Origin of the sequence: Kitasatospora sp. NBC_00240, assembly GCF_026342405.1 — a bacterium.
GTDB lineage: Bacteria > Actinomycetota > Actinomycetes > Streptomycetales > Streptomycetaceae > Kitasatospora.
This window is the reverse complement of sequence record NZ_JAPEMU010000001.1, coordinates 5,818,348-5,834,626: the sequence shown is the minus strand read 5'-3', so window position 1 is coordinate 5,834,626 and position 16,279 is coordinate 5,818,348. Positions and strand designations below refer to the sequence as shown.

The 16,279-nt window shown below is 74.4% G+C and carries 15 protein-coding genes; 5 read left to right on the top strand and 10 right to left on the bottom strand.

From position 1 onward, the window contains the following. Positions 1-81: 81 nt before the first annotated feature. The 6 genes from OG689_RS24900 to OG689_RS24875 form a co-directional block, all read right to left on the bottom strand. On the bottom strand, positions 82-639 hold the full coding sequence (locus OG689_RS24900; protein WP_266323098.1) for a 2'-5' RNA ligase family protein: 558 nt from the start codon (positions 637-639) through the stop codon (positions 82-84). Then, positions 639-1,694, bottom strand: coding sequence for a tryptophan--tRNA ligase (gene trpS, locus OG689_RS24895; RefSeq protein ID WP_266323097.1), 1,056 nt, complete (start codon positions 1,692-1,694; stop codon positions 639-641). Before trpS ends, OG689_RS24900 begins: the two co-directional genes overlap by 1 nt. A 30-nt stretch (positions 1,695-1,724) precedes the next feature. Beyond that, positions 1,725-3,038, bottom strand: a complete 1,314-nt coding sequence (locus OG689_RS24890; protein WP_266323096.1) for a hemolysin family protein — start codon at positions 3,036-3,038, stop codon at positions 1,725-1,727. 212 nt (positions 3,039-3,250) lie between these two features. After that, positions 3,251-4,240, bottom strand: a complete 990-nt coding sequence (locus tag OG689_RS24885) for a malate dehydrogenase (protein WP_266323095.1) — start codon at positions 4,238-4,240, stop codon at positions 3,251-3,253. 444 nt (positions 4,241-4,684) lie between these two features. Continuing rightward, the gene (locus tag OG689_RS24880) at positions 4,685-5,110 is read right to left on the bottom strand and encodes a DUF3017 domain-containing protein (protein WP_266323094.1); all 426 of its coding nucleotides are present in this window, start codon (positions 5,108-5,110) and stop codon (positions 4,685-4,687) included. 20 nt (positions 5,111-5,130) lie between these two features. Continuing rightward, entirely contained in the window at positions 5,131-5,985 is an 855-nt protein-coding gene (locus OG689_RS24875; protein WP_073924235.1) for a bifunctional methylenetetrahydrofolate dehydrogenase/methenyltetrahydrofolate cyclohydrolase, read from the bottom strand. A 221-nt stretch (positions 5,986-6,206) separates the two neighbouring features. Between OG689_RS24875 and OG689_RS24870 the strand changes: the two genes are divergently transcribed. From OG689_RS24870 to OG689_RS24860, 3 genes are all read left to right on the top strand, one after another. After that, positions 6,207-6,608, top strand: a complete 402-nt coding sequence (locus OG689_RS24870; protein ID WP_266323093.1) for a hypothetical protein — start codon at positions 6,207-6,209, stop codon at positions 6,606-6,608. A 17-nt stretch (positions 6,609-6,625) separates the two neighbouring features. Then, complete coding sequence (locus tag OG689_RS24865) at positions 6,626-7,036, top strand: DUF2752 domain-containing protein (protein WP_266323092.1); 411 nt, start codon at positions 6,626-6,628, stop codon at positions 7,034-7,036. A 212-nt stretch (positions 7,037-7,248) separates the two neighbouring features. Then, positions 7,249-7,887: an RDD family protein gene (locus OG689_RS24860; RefSeq protein ID WP_266323091.1), complete on the top strand. Its 639-nt coding sequence runs from the start codon at positions 7,249-7,251 to the stop codon at positions 7,885-7,887. Between the two features lie 112 nt (positions 7,888-7,999). On the opposite strand, the gene purH is transcribed toward OG689_RS24860, so the two are convergent. After that, positions 8,000-9,580: a bifunctional phosphoribosylaminoimidazolecarboxamide formyltransferase/IMP cyclohydrolase gene (purH, locus tag OG689_RS24855; protein ID WP_266323090.1), complete on the bottom strand. Its 1,581-nt coding sequence runs from the start codon at positions 9,578-9,580 to the stop codon at positions 8,000-8,002. Next, complete coding sequence (purN, locus tag OG689_RS24850; protein WP_266323089.1) at positions 9,577-10,230, bottom strand: phosphoribosylglycinamide formyltransferase; 654 nt, start codon at positions 10,228-10,230, stop codon at positions 9,577-9,579. The genes purH and purN overlap by 4 nt, the downstream gene beginning before the upstream one ends. Before the next feature lie 325 nt (positions 10,231-10,555). Here purN and OG689_RS24845 point away from each other — a divergent pair, with 325 nt between their 5' ends. Next, positions 10,556-11,236, top strand: a complete 681-nt coding sequence (locus OG689_RS24845) for a hypothetical protein (protein WP_266323088.1) — start codon at positions 10,556-10,558, stop codon at positions 11,234-11,236. A 115-nt stretch (positions 11,237-11,351) separates the two neighbouring features. Here OG689_RS24845 and OG689_RS24840 read toward each other — a convergent pair whose 3' ends face one another. Next, complete coding sequence (locus OG689_RS24840) at positions 11,352-13,085, bottom strand: DUF6350 family protein (RefSeq protein WP_266323087.1); 1,734 nt, start codon at positions 13,083-13,085, stop codon at positions 11,352-11,354. A gap of 135 nt (positions 13,086-13,220) precedes the next feature. Here OG689_RS24840 and OG689_RS24835 point away from each other — a divergent pair, with 135 nt between their 5' ends. After that, complete coding sequence (locus OG689_RS24835; RefSeq protein WP_266323086.1) at positions 13,221-15,233, top strand: LuxR C-terminal-related transcriptional regulator; 2,013 nt, start codon at positions 13,221-13,223, stop codon at positions 15,231-15,233. A gap of 153 nt (positions 15,234-15,386) precedes the next feature. Here OG689_RS24835 and sucD read toward each other — a convergent pair whose 3' ends face one another. Next, positions 15,387-16,268, bottom strand: a complete 882-nt coding sequence (gene sucD, locus OG689_RS24830) for a succinate--CoA ligase subunit alpha (RefSeq protein ID WP_266323085.1) — start codon at positions 16,266-16,268, stop codon at positions 15,387-15,389. Between the last annotated feature and the right edge of the window lie 11 nt (positions 16,269-16,279).

Sequence of the window (16,279 nt, the reverse complement as noted above, 5' to 3'; positions counted from 1 at the left end):
CGGCCGGGACCCGGTGCCCGGCTGCCCCGGGCACCGGGAACCCCTTGGGGCGGCGGGCCGGCCCGAGCGGGCCGCCGGCGCTCAGCCCGTGCCGAACCCGTACGTCCGCCAGGGCCGCCAGACCTCGTCGGCGCCGAAGCGGGAGATGCCGAAGCCGGTGACCGGGAACGCCGCCTGGAAGGTCCTGGCCTTCTCGTAGGCCTCGTCCAGGACCTCCTCGGAGAGGCCGTGGGCCACCGTCACGTGCGGGTGGTAGGGGAAGGCCAGCTCCCGGGCCAGCGGCCCGGAGCGGACCGCCGCCTCCAGCAGCCGGCACTCGTGCGCGCCCTCCTCGACCCGGACGAAGACCACCGGGGAGACCGGGCGGAAGGTACCGCTGCCCTGCAGCAGCATCCGGAACGGCCGGTGCGAGCGGGCCACCGCCGCCAGGTGCTCGCCGATCTCGGGCAGCCTCACGGCCGGCACCTCGGTCGGCGGCAACAGGGTGACGTGCGTCGGTATGGACCGGGCGAGCGGGTCGCCGTGACCCGCGCGCGCGTCCTGGATCCCGGAGCCGTACGGCTCCGGGACGCTCACGGACACACCGATGGTGACGATCTCGGGGAGATCGCCACCACCGGGCAGGCTCGTCAGCGGCATCAGCGCCGCGCGGGGTTCGGGCTCGCCGGCCGCAGGAAGCCGATCCGGTCGTAGACCGAGGCCAGGGTCTCGGAGGCCACCGCCCGGGCCTTGTCGGCGCCGACCGCGAGCACCCGGTCCAGCTCGGCCGGGTCCTCCAGGAAGTCCTGGGTCCGCTTCTGGAACGGCGTCACCCACTCGGTGAACAGCTCGGCCAGCTCGGTCTTCAGGGCGCCGTACATCTTGCCCTCGAAGTGCGCCACCAGCTGCTCGACGCTCTGCCCGCTGAGCGCGGAGTGGATCCGCAGCAGGTTGGAGACGCCGGCCTTGCCCTCCTCGTCGTAGGAGACCACGGTGCCGGTGTCGGTGACGGCGCTCTTGAACTTCTTGGCGCTGACCTTCGGGTCGTCCAGCAGGTTGACCAGGCCCTTGGCCGAGGAGGCCGACTTGCTCATCTTCGCGGTCGGGTCCTGGAGGTCCAGGATCTTCGCCGTCTCCTTGAGGATGTACGGCTTCGGCATGGTGAAGGTCGGGGCGTAGCGGGTGTTGAAGCGCTCCGCGAGGTCGCGGGTGAGCTCCAGGTGCTGGCGCTGGTCCTCGCCGACCGGGACGGCGTCGGCCTGGTAGAGCAGGATGTCGGCGATCTGCAGGATCGGGTAGGTGAACAGGCCCACCGAGGTGCGGTCGTTGCCCTGCTTGGCGGACTTGTCCTTGAACTGGGTCATCCGGGCGGCCTCGCCGAAGCCGGTCAGGCAGTTCATCACCCAGCCGAGCTGCGCGTGCTCGGGCACGTGCGACTGGACGAACAGCGTGCAGCGCTCCGGGTCGAGGCCGGCGCCGAGCAGCTGGGCGGCGGAGATCCGGGTGTTCTCGCGGAGCGTCGCCGGGTCCTGCTCGACGGTGATCGCGTGCAGGTCGACCACCATGTAGAAGGCGTCGTTGGCCTCCTGCAGGTCGACCCACTGGCGCACCGCGCCCAGGTAGTTGCCCAGGTGGAACGAGCCGGAGGTGGGCTGGATGCCGGAGAGAACCCGAGGGCGGTCCTTGACCGGACCATTGACCGCTGCGTTGACCATGCGGGCCATTGTTCCAGCTTCACCGACCGCTCAGGAAACGTCTTCGAGAGAGGGCTGCGACAGTGTGACGGCACTCACTCTGAGCCGGGCGATCCGGCGGCCCTCCAGCTTGGCCACCGTCAGCAGCACACCGTCCGCCATCCGGACGTGGTCGCCGTCGACGGGCAGCCGTCCGAGCTCGGCGACCACGTAGCCGGCCACCGTCTCGTACGGGCCCTCCGGCACCGTGACGCCGGTCTCCTCGGCGAAGTCGCCGAGGTTGAGCAGGCCGTCCAGCTCCATGCCGCCGCCGGCCAGCCGGCGGGTGGTGGTCGTCTCCTGCGAGTCGTACTCGTCGCGGATCTCGCCGATCACCTCCTCGACCAGGTCCTCCAGGCTGACGATGCCGGCCGTGCCGCCGTACTCGTCGACCACGATCGCCAGGTGATGGCCCTCGCGGCGCATCTCGCCCATCGCCTCCAGCACCCGCTTGGTGTCCGGCAGCAGCTTCACCGGGCGCGCCAGGTCGCGGACCCGGACGGCCTGCTCGCCGCGTGCCCCGTACAGGTCCCGGACGTGCACGAAGCCGACCACCGAGTCGTAGCTGCCCTCGACCACCGGGTAGCGGGAGTGCGGCGAGGAGCTGGTCTCCTCGCGGACCTCCGCGAGCAGCCGCTCGGCGTCCAGGAAGGTCACCTCGGTGCGGGGCACCATCACCTCGCGCAACTGGCGCTCGCCGGCCGCGAAGACGTCCGCGATCAGCGCCCGCTCGTCGCTTCCCAGCTCGGTGTTGGCGGCGACCAGGCCGCGGAGCTCCTCCGAGCTCATGCTGCCGCGGCCCGCCTTGGGGTCGCCGCCGAACAGCCGGACCATCAGGTTGGTGGAGTGGCCGAGCAGCCAGATCGCCGGGCGCAGCACCACCGACATCACGTCGACCACGGGCGCGGCGAGCAGCGCGATGGAGTCGGCGCGCTGCAGGCCGATCCGCTTGGGGGTCAGCTCGCCGAGGACCAGCGAGACGTAGCTGATGACCAGGGTCAGCCCGACCAGGGCGACCGCGTCGGCGACCCCCGGGGACAGGCCCAGGTCGACGAAGAGCGGGGCGACCTTGCCGGCCAGGGTGTCGGCTCCGAAGGCGGCGGAGAGGAAGCCCATGCAGGTGACGCCGACCTGGACGGCCGCCAGGAACCGGTTCGGGTCGGCGGCGAGGTGGGCGGCCCGGGAGGCCCGCCGGGTGCCCCTGGCCTCCAGGGCCCGGATCTGCCCCTCCCGCAGGGAGATGAGCGAGATCTCGGCGACGTTGAACAAACCGCCCAGCATGATGAAGACGAGGACGAGCGCGGCGTCCCCGAGGGTTTCGTTCACAGCGGGTCAGTGTACGGCGCCGCCGCGGCCCGGGCGGGACACGGCGAAGGCCGGCCGCCCCGGGGTGGGGCGGCCGGCCTTCGGACGGTCCTGCGGAGCCGGCCGGGCGCTGCCGGTCGGTGCCGAGCGGGCGCTGCCGGACTGCGCTGATCGGTCGGTGCCGGTCAGGCGGTCCCGGTCAGGCCGTCCCGGTCAGGCGGTCCCGGTCAGGCTCAGATCAGGCCGAGCTCGGCGACCGCGTCGCGCTCCTCGACCAGCTCGCCGACCGAGGCGTCGATCCGGGCGCGGGAGAAGTCGGAGATCTCCAGGCCCTGGACGATCTCGAACTTGCCGTCCTTGGTGGTGACCGGGAAGGACGAGATGATGCCGGGCTCCACGCCGTACGAGCCGTCGGAGACGATGCCCATCGAGGTCCAGTCGCCCTCGGCGGTGCCGTTGACCCAGGTGTGGACGTGGTCGATGGCGGCGTTGGCGGCCGAGGCGGCCGAGGAGGCGCCACGGACCTCGATGATCGCGGCGCCGCGCTTGGCGACGGTCGGGATGAAGTCGTTCTCCAGCCAGGCCTGGTCGTTGATCAGCTCGGCGGCGTTCTTACCGGCAACCTCGGCGTGGAAGATGTCCGGGTACTGGGTGGCCGAGTGGTTGCCCCAGATGGTGAGCTTCTTGACGTCGTTGACGGTGACGCCGGTCTTCTTGGCGAGCTGGGCGACCGCGCGGTTGTGGTCCAGGCGGGTCATCGCGGTGAAGCGCTCGGCCGGGACGTCGGGCGCGTTGCGCTGGGCGATCAGGGCGTTGGTGTTCGCCGGGTTGCCGACCACGAGGACCTTGATGTCGTCGGCCGCGTTGTCGTTGATGGCCTTGCCCTGCGGGCCGAAGATGCCGCCGTTGGCCGACAGCAGGTCGCCGCGCTCCATGCCGGCGGTGCGCGGGCGGGCCCCGACCAGCAGGGCTACGTTGGCACCGTCGAACGCGGTGGCGGCGTTGTCGGTGATGGTGATGTCGCGCAGCAGCGGGAAGGCGCAGTCGTCGAGCTCCATGGCGACGCCCTCGGCGGCCTTGAGGCCCTGCGGGATCTCCAGGAGGCGGAGGTTCACCGGCACGTCGGCACCGAGCAGGTGGCCCGAGGCGATGCGGAAGAGCAGCGCGTAGCCGATCTGGCCGGCCGCTCCGGTGATGGTGACGTTGACGGGGGTGCGAGTCATTTTTACCTACTCCAGCGATCGCCAGTACCGCGCTCCACGCGCGCCCGACGCGCTGGAGCCGAGGACGATCTCTCGACGTCGAGAGACCCGGCTCAGGCTATCGCAAGCTGGGCGCGGCGCCAGCGCACGGGCCTGGCTGATACCTCACATCCCCCGCTTTCCCGGCCCGGCAAAGGGCGATGCCCGCCCGGGACGGTGTGTCCCGGACCGGCATCGGCGGCGCGCGCCGGCCGGGCGGGGCGGTCGACGAGGTCCACGATCACCTGCGCGGACCCCCGGCCGGCGCGGCCGGGCTGCTCCTGCCGTCCGCCCCGTTCGGTACGTCACCGGGTTCGGCACGGTCCGGCCGGCCACCCCGTGATCCTTGTGCGCACCGGTGGCCGCGGGCATGACGCGGCCCCCGCCCGGACGAACCGGACGGGGGCCGTGGGAGCCGGCCGGGCCTCAGTGCCGGGGACGGCCGATCAGCTGACCGATGTTGTCCAGCAGCGGGACCTCCAGCCAGGGATTGGGCTGGGCGACCATGGTGAGCAGCACGATCCCGCAGCCGAGCACCAGCAGCACGATCACGTCGGTGAACCTGCTGCGTACCGCCAGCATGCCGACCTCCGGCAGCAGCAGCCGCAGTACGGCGCCGAGCAGGATGCCACCGCCGACCACCATCAGCCCGTACTTGAAGCCGTCCTCGAAGTCGGCGAACACGGTGACCGCGAGCCCGGTCAGGACCACCGTCAGGACCAGCGTTATCGGCCACTGCCGGACCGGCAGCGTGTGCCCGCGCCCCAGCGCCGACCCGGCGCCCTCCGGCGGCAGTGTGCCCGTCGTCCGTACCGGCCGGCGGCGGGTCCTGGCCGGTCGTCGTTCGCTCATGGCCAGACCGTCCCTCGGGGTCAGATACCGGCGCGGCGCTCGGCCGCCTCGACGATGTTGTTGAGCAGCATGGCGCGGGTCATCGGGCCGACACCGCCGGGGTTCGGCGAGATCCAGCCGGCCACCTCGGCGACACCGGGGTGCACGTCGCCGACGATCTTGCCCTCGCTGCGGCTGACGCCGACGTCCAGCACGGCCGCGCCCGGCTTGACGTCCTCCGGCTTGACCAGGTGGGGCACCCCGGCGGCGGCGATGACGATGTCGGCCTTGCGCAGGTGGTAGGCCAGGTCACGGGTGCCGGTGTGGCACAGGGTGACGGTGGCGTTCTCGCTCTTGCGGGTGAGCAGCAGGCCGATCGAGCGGCCGACCGTCACACCGCGGCCGAGGACGACCACCTCGGCGCCGTTGATCTCCACGCCGTGACGGCGCAGCAGCTCGACGATGCCGAGGGGGGTGCAGGGCAGCGGGCCCTGGATGCCGAGGGCGAGCCGGCCGAGCGAGGTCGGGTGCAGGCCGTCGGCGTCCTTGTCCGGGTCCATCAGCTCCAGGACGGGGTTCTGGTCCAGGCCCTTGGGCAGCGGGAGCTGGACGATGTAGCCGGTGCAGGCGGGGTCGGCGTTGAGCTCGCGGACGACGTCCTCGACGTCCTGCTGGGTGGCGGTGGCGGGCAGTTCGCGCTGGATCGAGGCGATCCCCACCTCGGCGCAGTCCTTGTGCTTGCCGTTGACGTACCAGCGGCTGCCCGGGTCGTCGCCGACCAGGACGGTACCGAGACCGGGGACGATGCCCCGCTCCTTGAGAGCCGCCACGCGGACGGACAGTTCGGACTTGATCGCGGCAGCGGTGGCCTTGCCGTCGAGAATCTGGGCAGTCATGGCCCTATTCTCCTGGATCGGCCGGGGTGCCTGTGAATGCGCCCCGGCGAATACGGAACGTGTGGTTCTAGTTGCGGTTGCGCCACAGTTCTGTCCGCGCCCCGGGCCAGGCTGGACACGGCCGGGCCGTCCGGTCGACGATAAGGGCCGGCCATCTCCGCGCCCACAACCCGGTGACGGGCCGCCGGAGACGATGCGGGGACATCCTCGGGGGAACAACAGTGAGCAATCCGTACCAGACACCGCCGCCGGACCCGTACGGCGGCTACGGCCAGCAGCAGCCGCAGCAGTACGGTGCGCCGCAGTACCAGCAGCCGCAGCAGCCGTACCAGCAGCCCGGATACGGCTACCCGCAGCAGCAGGCGTACGCGCCGCAGCCCGTCGCCCAGCCGAACTCCTACGCCACGGCGGCCGTCGTCCTCGGCTTCGTCGCCGTCCTCTTCTCCTGCTTCTACGGCGGGTTCATCGGCCTGATCGGCCTCGGCGTCGGCATCGCCGGGCTCAACCGGTCGGCCTCCACCGGGATCGGCCGCAACATGTCGATCGGCGGGATCGCGCTCAACACGCTGGCCGTGCTGATCTCGATCGCCATGATCGTCTTCATCGTGATCGCCCCGCAGTAGCCGTGACCACCCCGACCATGACCGGACTGACGGTCCGTTGGCGGCGCAGCGCCGGCTCCCTGCCGGGCTCGGTGCTGCGGATGCTGCTGCGCGGGGCCGCCGGCGCGGCGGCCGCGGTGGCCGCGGCCGGACTGCACCGGGCGCACGATCCCGGTGTGCTCTGCCCGCTGCGGCTGGTCACCGGCGTCCCCTGCCCGGTCTGCGGGAGCACCACCGTCTTCATCGAGGCCGGCCGGGGCGACTGGGCGACCGCGCTCGGCGCCAACCCGGTGACGGTCGCCGCCGCCGTCGGCCTGCTGTTCGCCCCGCTCGGCCCCGGCCGCTGGTGGTCCGAGCTGCCCGCGGGCCGCCGGAACACCCTGATCGCCGCCGCCCTGGCCGCCGCCTGGGTGTGGCAGCTGGAGCGGCTGGGCATCTCCCGGCCCTGAACCGGCCTGCGCCCGCGCCTGAAAGCTCGTGCCCGAACGCTCGTACCCGAACGCAGCACCCGGTTCACGGGTCGACAGGTTTCCTGCCGTCACCGGCCGCCCCCTCGTCGGTCCGCTCCGCTATTGTCCCCTTCGGTCGGCAGCCCACATGCCCGTCCGTCCAGGACTTCCCCGCTGTCCGTCCCCCGTCCCATCCTGCCCGGAGGCATCACATGAGCTACCCGCCCGACCCCAACAACCCCTACGGCCAGCAGGCCCCGCAGCCCGGCTACGGCTACCCCCAGCAGCAGCCGCAGCAGCCCGGCTACGGCTACCCCCAGCAGCCGCCGGCCGGCTACGGCATCCCGCAGCAGCCCGGCTACGGCCACGCTGCCTACGTGCAGCCGTTCTACGCCGGCTGGGGCTCGCGGGTCGCGGCGTACCTGATCGACGGTCTGATCGTCGGTGTTCCGGCGGGCATCCTCTACGGCATCGGTGCGGCGATGACCGTGGGCAGCCTCGACTGCTCCACCGACTCGTACGGCGTGACGACCTGTGACGGCGGGGGTGTCAGCGGCGGCGGCGTCGCGCTGATGGTTCTCGGCGCGCTGATCAGCTTCGCCGCCGGCCTGTGGCTGATCGCCCAGGAGGGCAAGACCGGCCAGACCCCCGGCAAGAAGATGGTCAACATCCGGGTGGTCCGCGAGGCGGACGGCCAGCCGCTCGGCTTCGGCATGGCGTTCGTGCGCAAGCTCTGCCACGCCATCGACGGCCTGCCTTGCTACGTCGGCTTCCTGTGGCCGCTCTGGGACGCCAAGAAGCAGACCTTCGCGGACAAGATCATGAGCAGTGTCGTGGTCAAGTCCTCCTGACGAGGACGCGAAGGCGGAAGGCCCGCACCCCCGGAGGATTCCAGGGGGTGCGGGCCTTCCGCGTTCCGCCGTGCGGTGCCCGGCCGGTGCCGCGCACCGGCCGGGCGGGCGCTCAGTGGAAGAAGTGCCGGGTCCCGGTCAGGTACATCGTCACGCCGGCCTCGGTCGCGGCGGCCACGACCTCCTCGTCGCGGATCGAACCACCGGGCTGGACGACGGCCTTGATGCCGCCGCCGATCAGGATCTGCAGGCCGTCCGCGAACGGGAAGAACGCGTCCGAGGCGGCGTACGAGCCCTTGGCGCGCTCGCCGGCCCGCTCGACCGCGAGCTTGGCCGAGTCCACCCGGTTGACCTGGCCCATGCCGACGCCGACCGAGGCGCCGTCCTTGGCCAGCAGGATCGCGTTGGACTTGACGGCCCGGCAGGCCCGCCAGGCGAAGGCCAGCTCGGCCAGCTCCTCCGCCGACAGGGCGTCACCGGCGGCCAGCGTCCAGGTCGACGGGTCGTCGCCCTCGGCGTGGATGCGGTCGGTCTCCTGCAGCAGCACGCCGCCGGAGACCGGGCGGACCTCCTGGCGGCCGGCCGGCGCCTCGGGGGCGCGCAGCACCCGGATGTTCTTCTTACGGGCCAGCACCTCGACCGCGCCGTCCTCGTACGCCGGCGCCACCACGACCTCGGTGAAGATCGGGGCGATCTGCTCGGCCAGCGCCACGGTGACCGGGCGGTTGACCGCGATCACGCCGCCGTACGCGGAGACCGGGTCGCACTCGTGCGCCTTGCGGTGCGCCTCGGCGACGTCCGCGCCGGTCGCGATGCCGCACGGGTTGGCGTGCTTGATGATCGCGACGGCCGGCTCGGCGTGGTCGTAGGCGGCGCGGCGGGCGGCGTCGGTGTCGACGTAGTTGTTGTACGACATCTCCTTGCCGTGCAGCTGCTCGGCGCCGGCCAGGCCGCCGGTGCCGTCGCTGTACAGCGCGGCACCCTGGTGCGGGTTCTCGCCGTACCGGAGCACGTTCTGACGCTCCCAGGTGGCGCCCAGGAACTCGGGGAAGGTCGCGTCGCTCGGCGCGTAGCCGGCCTCGAACCAGGAGGCGACCGCGACGTCGTAGGCGGCGGTGTGCGCGAACGCGGCACCGGCCAGGCGCTTGCGGGTGGCCAGGTCGAAACCGCCGGAGGCCACGGCGGCCAGCACGTCGGTGTAGCGGGCCGGGTCGACCACGACGGCCACCGACGGGTGGTTCTTAGCGGCGGCGCGCACCATGCTCGGGCCGCCGATGTCGATCTGCTCGACGCACTCGTCGGGGGTGGCGCCCGAGGCGACGGTGGCCTTGAACGGGTAGAGGTTCACCACGACCAGGTCGAAGGGCTCGACACCCAGCTCGGCGAGCTGCGCGCGGTGCGACTCCAGCCGCAGGTCGGCGAGGACACCGGCGTGCACGCGGGGGTGCAGCGTCTTCACGCGCCCGTCGAGGCACTCGGGGAACCCGGTGAGTTCGGAGACCTCGGTCACCGGGACGCCCGCGGCGGCGATCCGGCCGGCGGTCGAGCCGGTCGAGACCAGCTCGACCCCGGCGGCGTGCAGGCCCTGGGCCAGCTCCTCCAGGCCGGTCTTGTCGTAGACGCTGACCAGGGCGCGGCGAATCGGGCGGACGTCTTCGGAGACAAGCGGCGTGGTGCTGGCGGCGGCGCTCATGCCGGGATCCATACCTTTCGGTCTTCAATACGGTGGCCTTCGCGGGCCAGCCGGCCCACGACCTCGACGAGCAACTGGCGCTCGACAGTCTTGATGCGCTCGTGCAGCGCGTCGCCGCCATCGGCATGGTCGGCGTCGGTGACCTCCACGACGCCCTGCGCGATGATCGGCCCGGTGTCCACCCCGGCGTCGACCAGGTGGACGGTGCAGCCGGTGACCTTCACGCCGTACGCGAGCGCGTCGGTGACGCCGTGGGCGCCGGGGAAGGCGGGCAGCAGTGCGGGGTGGGTGTTGACGATCCGGCCGGCGAAGGCGGCGACGAACTCCGGGCCGAGGATCTTCATGAAGCCGGCGGTGACCACCAGGTCGGGCCGGTGCTCCGCGACGGCCTCGGTGAGGGCGCGGTCCCAGCCGTCCCGGGCGGGGAAGTCCTTGACCCGGTGGACGAAGGTCGGCAGGCCGGCGCGCTCGGCGCGTTCCAGGCCCGCGATGCCGTCCCGGTCCGCGCCGACGGCGAGGATCCGCGCGCCGTACGCGGGGTCGGCGGCCGCGTCGATCAGGGCCTGCAGGTTGGTGCCGGAACCGGAGACCAGGACCACCAGACGGGCGGGGCCGGGCGTACGGGGCGGGAACACTTTGGCGGAGGCCACTGCGACATTCTCCGTAGCTTCGGGGCGCCGCCCGCTGGTACGTCCACCGGTGGTGGGGCCACTACGAACGGCAGGTCGAGCGGGTCGGAACGGCGGAATTCCCGCTGCGCTGCGGGCTCCGGGAACCGATGGGGATTGCTGACCGTCACCACGATAACGGCTGCTCCGGCGGGTCCCGAACCGGCCCGATACCGCTACGCGCGTAGCTGAGACCGGGATCTCGCCGCACCCGCGACGGCAGGCCGCCGCGGGCCTCCCGGACGCCTGCGGGATCATTGGAGGCGGGCAGGCAGGCCCCACCGACCGACAAGGATTGGCTGACACCATGAGCAGCGGCGACAACACCGGCGAGCGCAACCCCTTCGCGCCGCCGCCGGCGGACGCTCCGGACCAGCCGTGGCAGCCGCGGACGCCGCCGCCCCCGGCCGGCGGGAAGCCCGATGCGCCCGAGGCGCCCGAAGGGGAGGAGCAGCACCCCCAGGTGCCGCCGCAGCACCCGTGGAGCCCCGGCTACCAGGGCCCCTGGCACCCGCAGCCGGCCCCCCAGCAGCCCAAGCCCGACCCCAACGACCCGGCCCAGCGGCGCGCCCGCAACGCCCTGATGGCCGGCATGGCAGCCCTGGTCTGCTCCCTCGCCGGCATCCACTACGTGGCGCTGTTCCTCGGCGCGCTCGCCGTCCACTGGGCCGTCGGCGCCCTGCGCGCCACCCCCAAGCCGCCCGCCCCGACCGATGCCGCGACCCGCGGCGCCCCGGCCCGCCCCGGCTTCGGCCCGACCCTGGGCCCGGCGCACGGCCCGGCCGGCAGCCCGCAGAGCCCGGCGGCCCTCGCCGGCCTGTTCACCGGCTCGGTCGCGGTGATCGTGACGCTCTGCTCGATCGGCCTGAGCATGTACTACGCGGACTACGGGACCTGCGTGAAGGACGCCCTCACCTCGACCGCCGAGCAGAACTGCAGCCAGCTCGCGCCGAAGTGGTACGTCAACCTGGTCAACCCGAGCAAGTGACGGAAGCCGGGGGGTACGCCGGGGTCCGCCGGGCGTCCGGCCTCCCGGGGCCACGGCCGTAGCCCCGGCGGGCTGGACCGGGCCAGGGGCGGGCTGGGACCGGGCTGCGGCCGGGCTAGGGCCGGGCCCGCGGGCCGCACCGCAGCACCAGTCCGTACGCCCCCGCCCGGGCCCGGGCCGCCAGTACGCCCAGCACCGCTCCCGGCTCCGCACCTGCCGACGGCCACCGGGAGCCGAGGGGCCACCCGGGCCGGCCCGGCGCTCCGGCCCGGGCGAGTCCGGCCCAGGCGCGTCCGGCCCACGAGGCCCCGCGGGGCGACGGCCCTTCGGCGGTGAACCCGGCCTCCGGGAGGACCCCCGAGGACACCCCGCCGCGCACCAGCCAGGCCCGGACCACCAGGGCCCCCGGTACGCCCACCCCCGCGAACCAGCCGGCCGCCGCCGTCCCCACCTGCCACGGGACGGGACCCAGCTGCGCCATCCGCCCCGTCCCGAGCGCACCGCCGGCCAGCCACCCGGACACCGCGACCGCCGCACCCGCCAGCAGGGCGGCCGCCAGCGCCACCGCCACGGTCGCCACCGGGTGCCAGGCCCCGGCGGCCCGGCACCCGACTCCGCGCCCGTCGTCCTGCGCACCCGCCCCGTCCCGCCCGGCGGCCTCGGCCGGCCCGCCCGTGCCGTCCCCGGCGCCCTCCCCGCCCTCGCCGCCCCACGACCGGAACCCCGCCGACCCGCCCCGGCCCGCCGCCGCCCGGCCCAGCAGTACGGCCGGCGTCAGTCCGGCGAGGAGCGGCAGCAGGCAGACCAGCCAGCGCCAGCCCCCCTCCCCGGAGGCGGGAAGCAGCCCGAACAGCGGAACGGCCGGCAGCGGCCCGAGCAACGCCCCGGAAGGCGCGACCACCGCCCCCGTACCGACCACGAACCCCGGCCCCAGCGCGTACGCCGCACCCCACACCACCGCGTTCGGCAGCAGCACCACACAGAGCAGCAGGAGCCCGAGCACCCCCGCGACCCCGCCGCCGGCCTGCGGCAGCGGCCGACCGCCCACCAGCGCGTCCAGCACCGCCGCACCCGCGACCAGCAGCCCCCCGGCCCCGACCAGGCCCAGTACCGCGGCCAGCGCCGCCCGCCGGACGGCCGCCCCGGCCTCCGCGCGGGCCGCCGGCCAGATCCAGGAGGGCACCCGCTCCGGCTTGGGGACCGACCCGGCGGGCCATCCGTGCCCCACCGTCCGACCGCCAGGACGTACCGACCTGACACCCGCCCCGAGCGCGCCGACCACCAGCAGCGCCGCCGCCAGCACGTCCGGCAGCACCCGGGCCCGGAAGGCGGCCCCGGCCGCCCCGACGGCGCCGACCGGCTCCCCGCTCGCACCCAGCAGCGCCACCCCCGCCACCACCATCAGGTACCCGGCGCCCACCGCGACCGCCCCGCCCCGGCCCCCGCCGCGCGCCGCCGTACCCGCCCCCGCCACCCCGTCGGCCGCACCGCCGCGCGCACCGGCCGCACCGGGCCGGCCGACGCCGGCGGCCCGCCGGCCGGCGCGGTGCAGCTGCCAGGCGGTCAGGACGGTGAGCAGCAGCGGCGTGACGGTGACCGGCGCCCCCGCCCCGCCCCGGCCGAGCGGACCACCGTGCCCGAGCAGCCAGACGGTGCCCGCCAACCGGGCGGCTCCGCTCGCCGTGTCGTCCGCGTACGGGGTCACCACCCAGAGGCCGAGAATCGGCACCGCCACGGCCGCGAGCCCCAGGAGTGCCGTCCGCACCCCGGCGAGCAGGTCGGCCAGCACCGACCGGGAGCTCAGCTCGCTTGGCAGATCCAGGATCGGACGGCCCATCAGCTGCGTCATGCGCCTCATGGTGCCAAGACGACTCGCCCTGCCCCGTGAAGAGGCAAACCGTCGCCGTGTCCCAGATTATTGGCTTATGCGCATTTTCAGACCTCGCCACCAAGCCGTCGTCGCCGCCCCGGCCCGGAGGGTCTGATGACCACGCCACCCACCGCCGAGCGCCCCGCCGAGCGCGCCTCCGACAACACCGTCGAGCAGCCGCCACCGACCAAGGGGCGCCGCGCCAGGCGCAACGGCGGCCGGGCCCGGCCACAGCCGGACGCGGCCCGGCTGCTCGGGCTGCTGACACCGCGTGAGGCCCAGGTCCTGGCCCGGCTCGCCGCGGGTGACGACGCCGCGCAGCTGGCGGCCGCCCTGGGCATCGCCCCGGCCACGGCCCGCACCCACCTGCACCGGGCCATGCGCAAGATCGGCGCCCGCTCCCCCGAGGAGGCCGCCGCCACCGCGGCCGCCCTGCTCGCGGCCCCGACCCGAGGCCCGGCCCAGGGCGGCGCTCCGTCCGCTCCCGCCGGGAACACCGCAGGTGAGCGTGCATCCGGTGACACACCGGCACCCCCGCCCGGGGCCGGGACCACGGCGGCCCGGGCCGGGGCGGGAGCGCCGAAGGACGTCCCGGTGAAGGACGTCCCGACCATGGGCCTTCCGGTGAAGGACCGTCTCGTGAGGGACCGTCCCGTGAAAGAAGCACCGCGACGGGCCGGGCCAGGACAGGCAGGCCCGGCGAAGGGCACCGCGGAGAAGGACCGCGCGGCAGACGGCGCCGGCCCGAGGTCGGGAGCCGCGGGAGCCGGGGGAACCAAGGGAACGACGGCTGCCGCACCCCGCACCGTCACCTCGAAGCCCGGGGCACCCGAGGCAGGATCCCTGAGGTCCGGCGTCCGGGAGGCCGGCACCGGGGAAGCCGGAGCGACAGGGAACGACACCGGGAAGGCGGGCTCGGCGGGCTCGGCGGGCGACGGTACCCGGAAGGCCGAAGCGCCCGCGGGCAGTACCGGGAAGGCCGGACCCGGCGACGCCGCGACCCGGCAGGCCACCGGTGCCCCGTCCCCCGTTCGGCCCCCGGCCGTCGGGGCGGGCCTCGCCTTCGAGGACCTGTACGAGTCCGCGCACACCCGGTTGGTCCAGCAGGTCTTCCTGCTCACCGGGGCCCGCCGCCACACCCTGCGCTGCGTGCACCTGGCGTTCGGCGCCGCACTGCGGGTCTGGCCCGGGGTGTCGGCGCTGCCCGACCCGGAGGCGTGGGTCCGGGCCCGCGCCTGCGAGGCGGCGCTCTCCCCCTGGCACCGTGCGGGCCGGCGCCGGGCGGCGGCCGGGTGGCGGCCGTGGCGCCGGCCCGCGGTCCGGCCGGCCGACGAGGGCCAGGCCGTCCTGCCGGACCACGACCGGCTGTCGGACCAGGACCGGGCCCTGCTCAAGGCGCTGCGGCGACTGTCCCGCCCGCAGCGCCGGGCGCTGGTGCTGCACGACGGGATCGGGCTGCCGGCCGCCGCGGTGGCCGTCGAGGTGGAGTCGAGCACCGCCGCCGCCGAGGGCCGGGTGCTGGCGGCCCGGGTGGCGCTGGCGGCCGCACTGCCCGAGCTGGTCGGCGCGGACCCGGCCGACCCGGGCTTCGGCGACCGGCTCAGCGCGCTGCTCCACCGGGCGGCCGTCCGCGGCTGCCCGGAGCCGCACCGGCCGCCCGTCCCCGTGCTGAGTGCCCGGCACCGGCTCCGGACCGCCGGACGGACCGGCGGCGCGGCGGTGGTCACCCTGGCGATGGCGACCGCCGTGGCGACGACGCTCTTCGGCGCGGGGCCGGGTGAGCTGTTCAAGCCGTCCCCGCCGGTGCCGCACCCGGTCTGCACGAACGCGCAGAACGGCAGTGCCGGGCCGGCCGAGCCGGGCGGGGTGCCGCCGGGCCTGCGGACCGCCTGGTGCAGTTCCGCGCCGGGCCGGGCCGCCGTCCTGGGCCCGCCGCCGCTGCCGGCGCTCTCGCTCTGGGGGCCGGCGCTCCCGGGCGTCCGGGGTTCGATGGACGCGGCCGGTCCGCCGGGGCCGGGCGGGGCGGCGGCCGCCCGGTGCACGGTGCTCTCCCCGCGCCCGTGCGCCGCCCGGCCGCAGTCGGTGCCGCCGCTGCCGGCGCCGCTGCGCGCGGCCGGGGCACGCTGACCCGGGTGCGGCGTGCGCGGTGACCCGGACGGGGTGGCCCGGGCGAACGCGAGGGCGCCCCTCCCCGGACGGTGGTCCGGGGAGGGGCGCCCTCGCGAGCGGGGCGGCCGGGGCCGCCGCGCTCGATCAGCCTGTACTGCCGACCGGCTTCGGTCAGCCGATGAGCTCGCGAGCCAGGCGGGCGGTCTCGGACGGCGTCTTGCCGACCTTGACACCGGCGGCCTCAAGGGCCTCCTTCTTCGCCTGGGCGGTGCCCGAGGAGCCGGAGACGATGGCGCCGGCGTGGCCCATGGTCTTGCCCTCGGGGGCGGTGAAGCCCGCGACGTAGCCGACGACCGGCTTGGTGACGTGCTCGGCGATGTAGGCCGCGGCACGCTCCTCGGCGTCGCCGCCGATCTCACCGATCATCACGATGATCTCGGTCTGCGGGTCCTCCTGGAACGCCTTGAGGGCGTCGATGTGGGTGGTGCCGATGACGGGGTCGCCACCGATGCCCACGGCCGAGGAGAAGCCGATGTCGCGCAGCTCGTACATGAGCTGGTAGGTCAGGGTGCCGGACTTCGACACCAGGCCGATCTTGCCGGCCTGGGTGATGTCCGCCGGGATGATGCCGGCGTTGGACTGTCCGGGGCTGATCAGGCCCGGGCAGTTCGGGCCGATGATCCGGGTCTTGCTGCCCTTGGAGCCGGCGTACGCCCAGAAGGCGGCCGAGTCGTGGACCGGGACACCCTCGGTGATGACGACCGCGAGGCCGATCTCGGCGTCGATCGCCTCGACGACGGCGTCCTTGGTGAACTTCGGCGGCACGAAGATGACCGTGACGTCGGCGCCGGTCTTCTCGATGGCCTCGGCCACGGAGCCGAAGACGGGCACGTCGGTGCCGTCGACGTCAACGGTGGTGCCGGCCTTGCGCGGGTTCACACCGCCGACGATCTGGGTGCCGGAGGCGAGCATGCGGCGGGTGTGCTTCATGCCCTCGGAGCCGGTCATGCCCTGGACGATGACCTTGCTGTCCTTGGTAAGGAAGATAGCCATGATTCAGTCCT

Coding starts and splice junctions, on each gene's coding strand:
- OG689_RS24900 (WP_266323098.1), bottom strand. CDS start 639: ATGCCGCTGACGAGCCTGCCCGGTGGTGGCGATCTCCCCGAGATCGTC.
- trpS (WP_266323097.1), bottom strand. CDS start 1,694: ATGGTCAACGCAGCGGTCAATGGTCCGGTCAAGGACCGCCCTCGGGTT.
- OG689_RS24885 (WP_266323095.1), bottom strand. CDS start 4,240: ATGACTCGCACCCCCGTCAACGTCACCATCACCGGAGCGGCCGGCCAG.
- OG689_RS24880 (WP_266323094.1), bottom strand. CDS start 5,110: ATGAGCGAACGACGACCGGCCAGGACCCGCCGCCGGCCGGTACGGACG.
- OG689_RS24875 (WP_073924235.1), bottom strand. CDS start 5,985: ATGACTGCCCAGATTCTCGACGGCAAGGCCACCGCTGCCGCGATCAAG.
- OG689_RS24865 (WP_266323092.1), top strand. CDS start 6,626: ATGACCGGACTGACGGTCCGTTGGCGGCGCAGCGCCGGCTCCCTGCCG.
- OG689_RS24860 (WP_266323091.1), top strand. CDS start 7,249: ATGAGCTACCCGCCCGACCCCAACAACCCCTACGGCCAGCAGGCCCCG.
- purH (WP_266323090.1), bottom strand. CDS start 9,580: ATGAGCGCCGCCGCCAGCACCACGCCGCTTGTCTCCGAAGACGTCCGC.
- OG689_RS24845 (WP_266323088.1), top strand. CDS start 10,556: ATGAGCAGCGGCGACAACACCGGCGAGCGCAACCCCTTCGCGCCGCCG.
- OG689_RS24840 (WP_266323087.1), bottom strand. CDS start 13,085: ATGACGCAGCTGATGGGCCGTCCGATCCTGGATCTGCCAAGCGAGCTG.
- OG689_RS24835 (WP_266323086.1), top strand. CDS start 13,221: ATGACCACGCCACCCACCGCCGAGCGCCCCGCCGAGCGCGCCTCCGAC.
- sucD (WP_266323085.1), bottom strand. CDS start 16,268: ATGGCTATCTTCCTTACCAAGGACAGCAAGGTCATCGTCCAGGGCATG.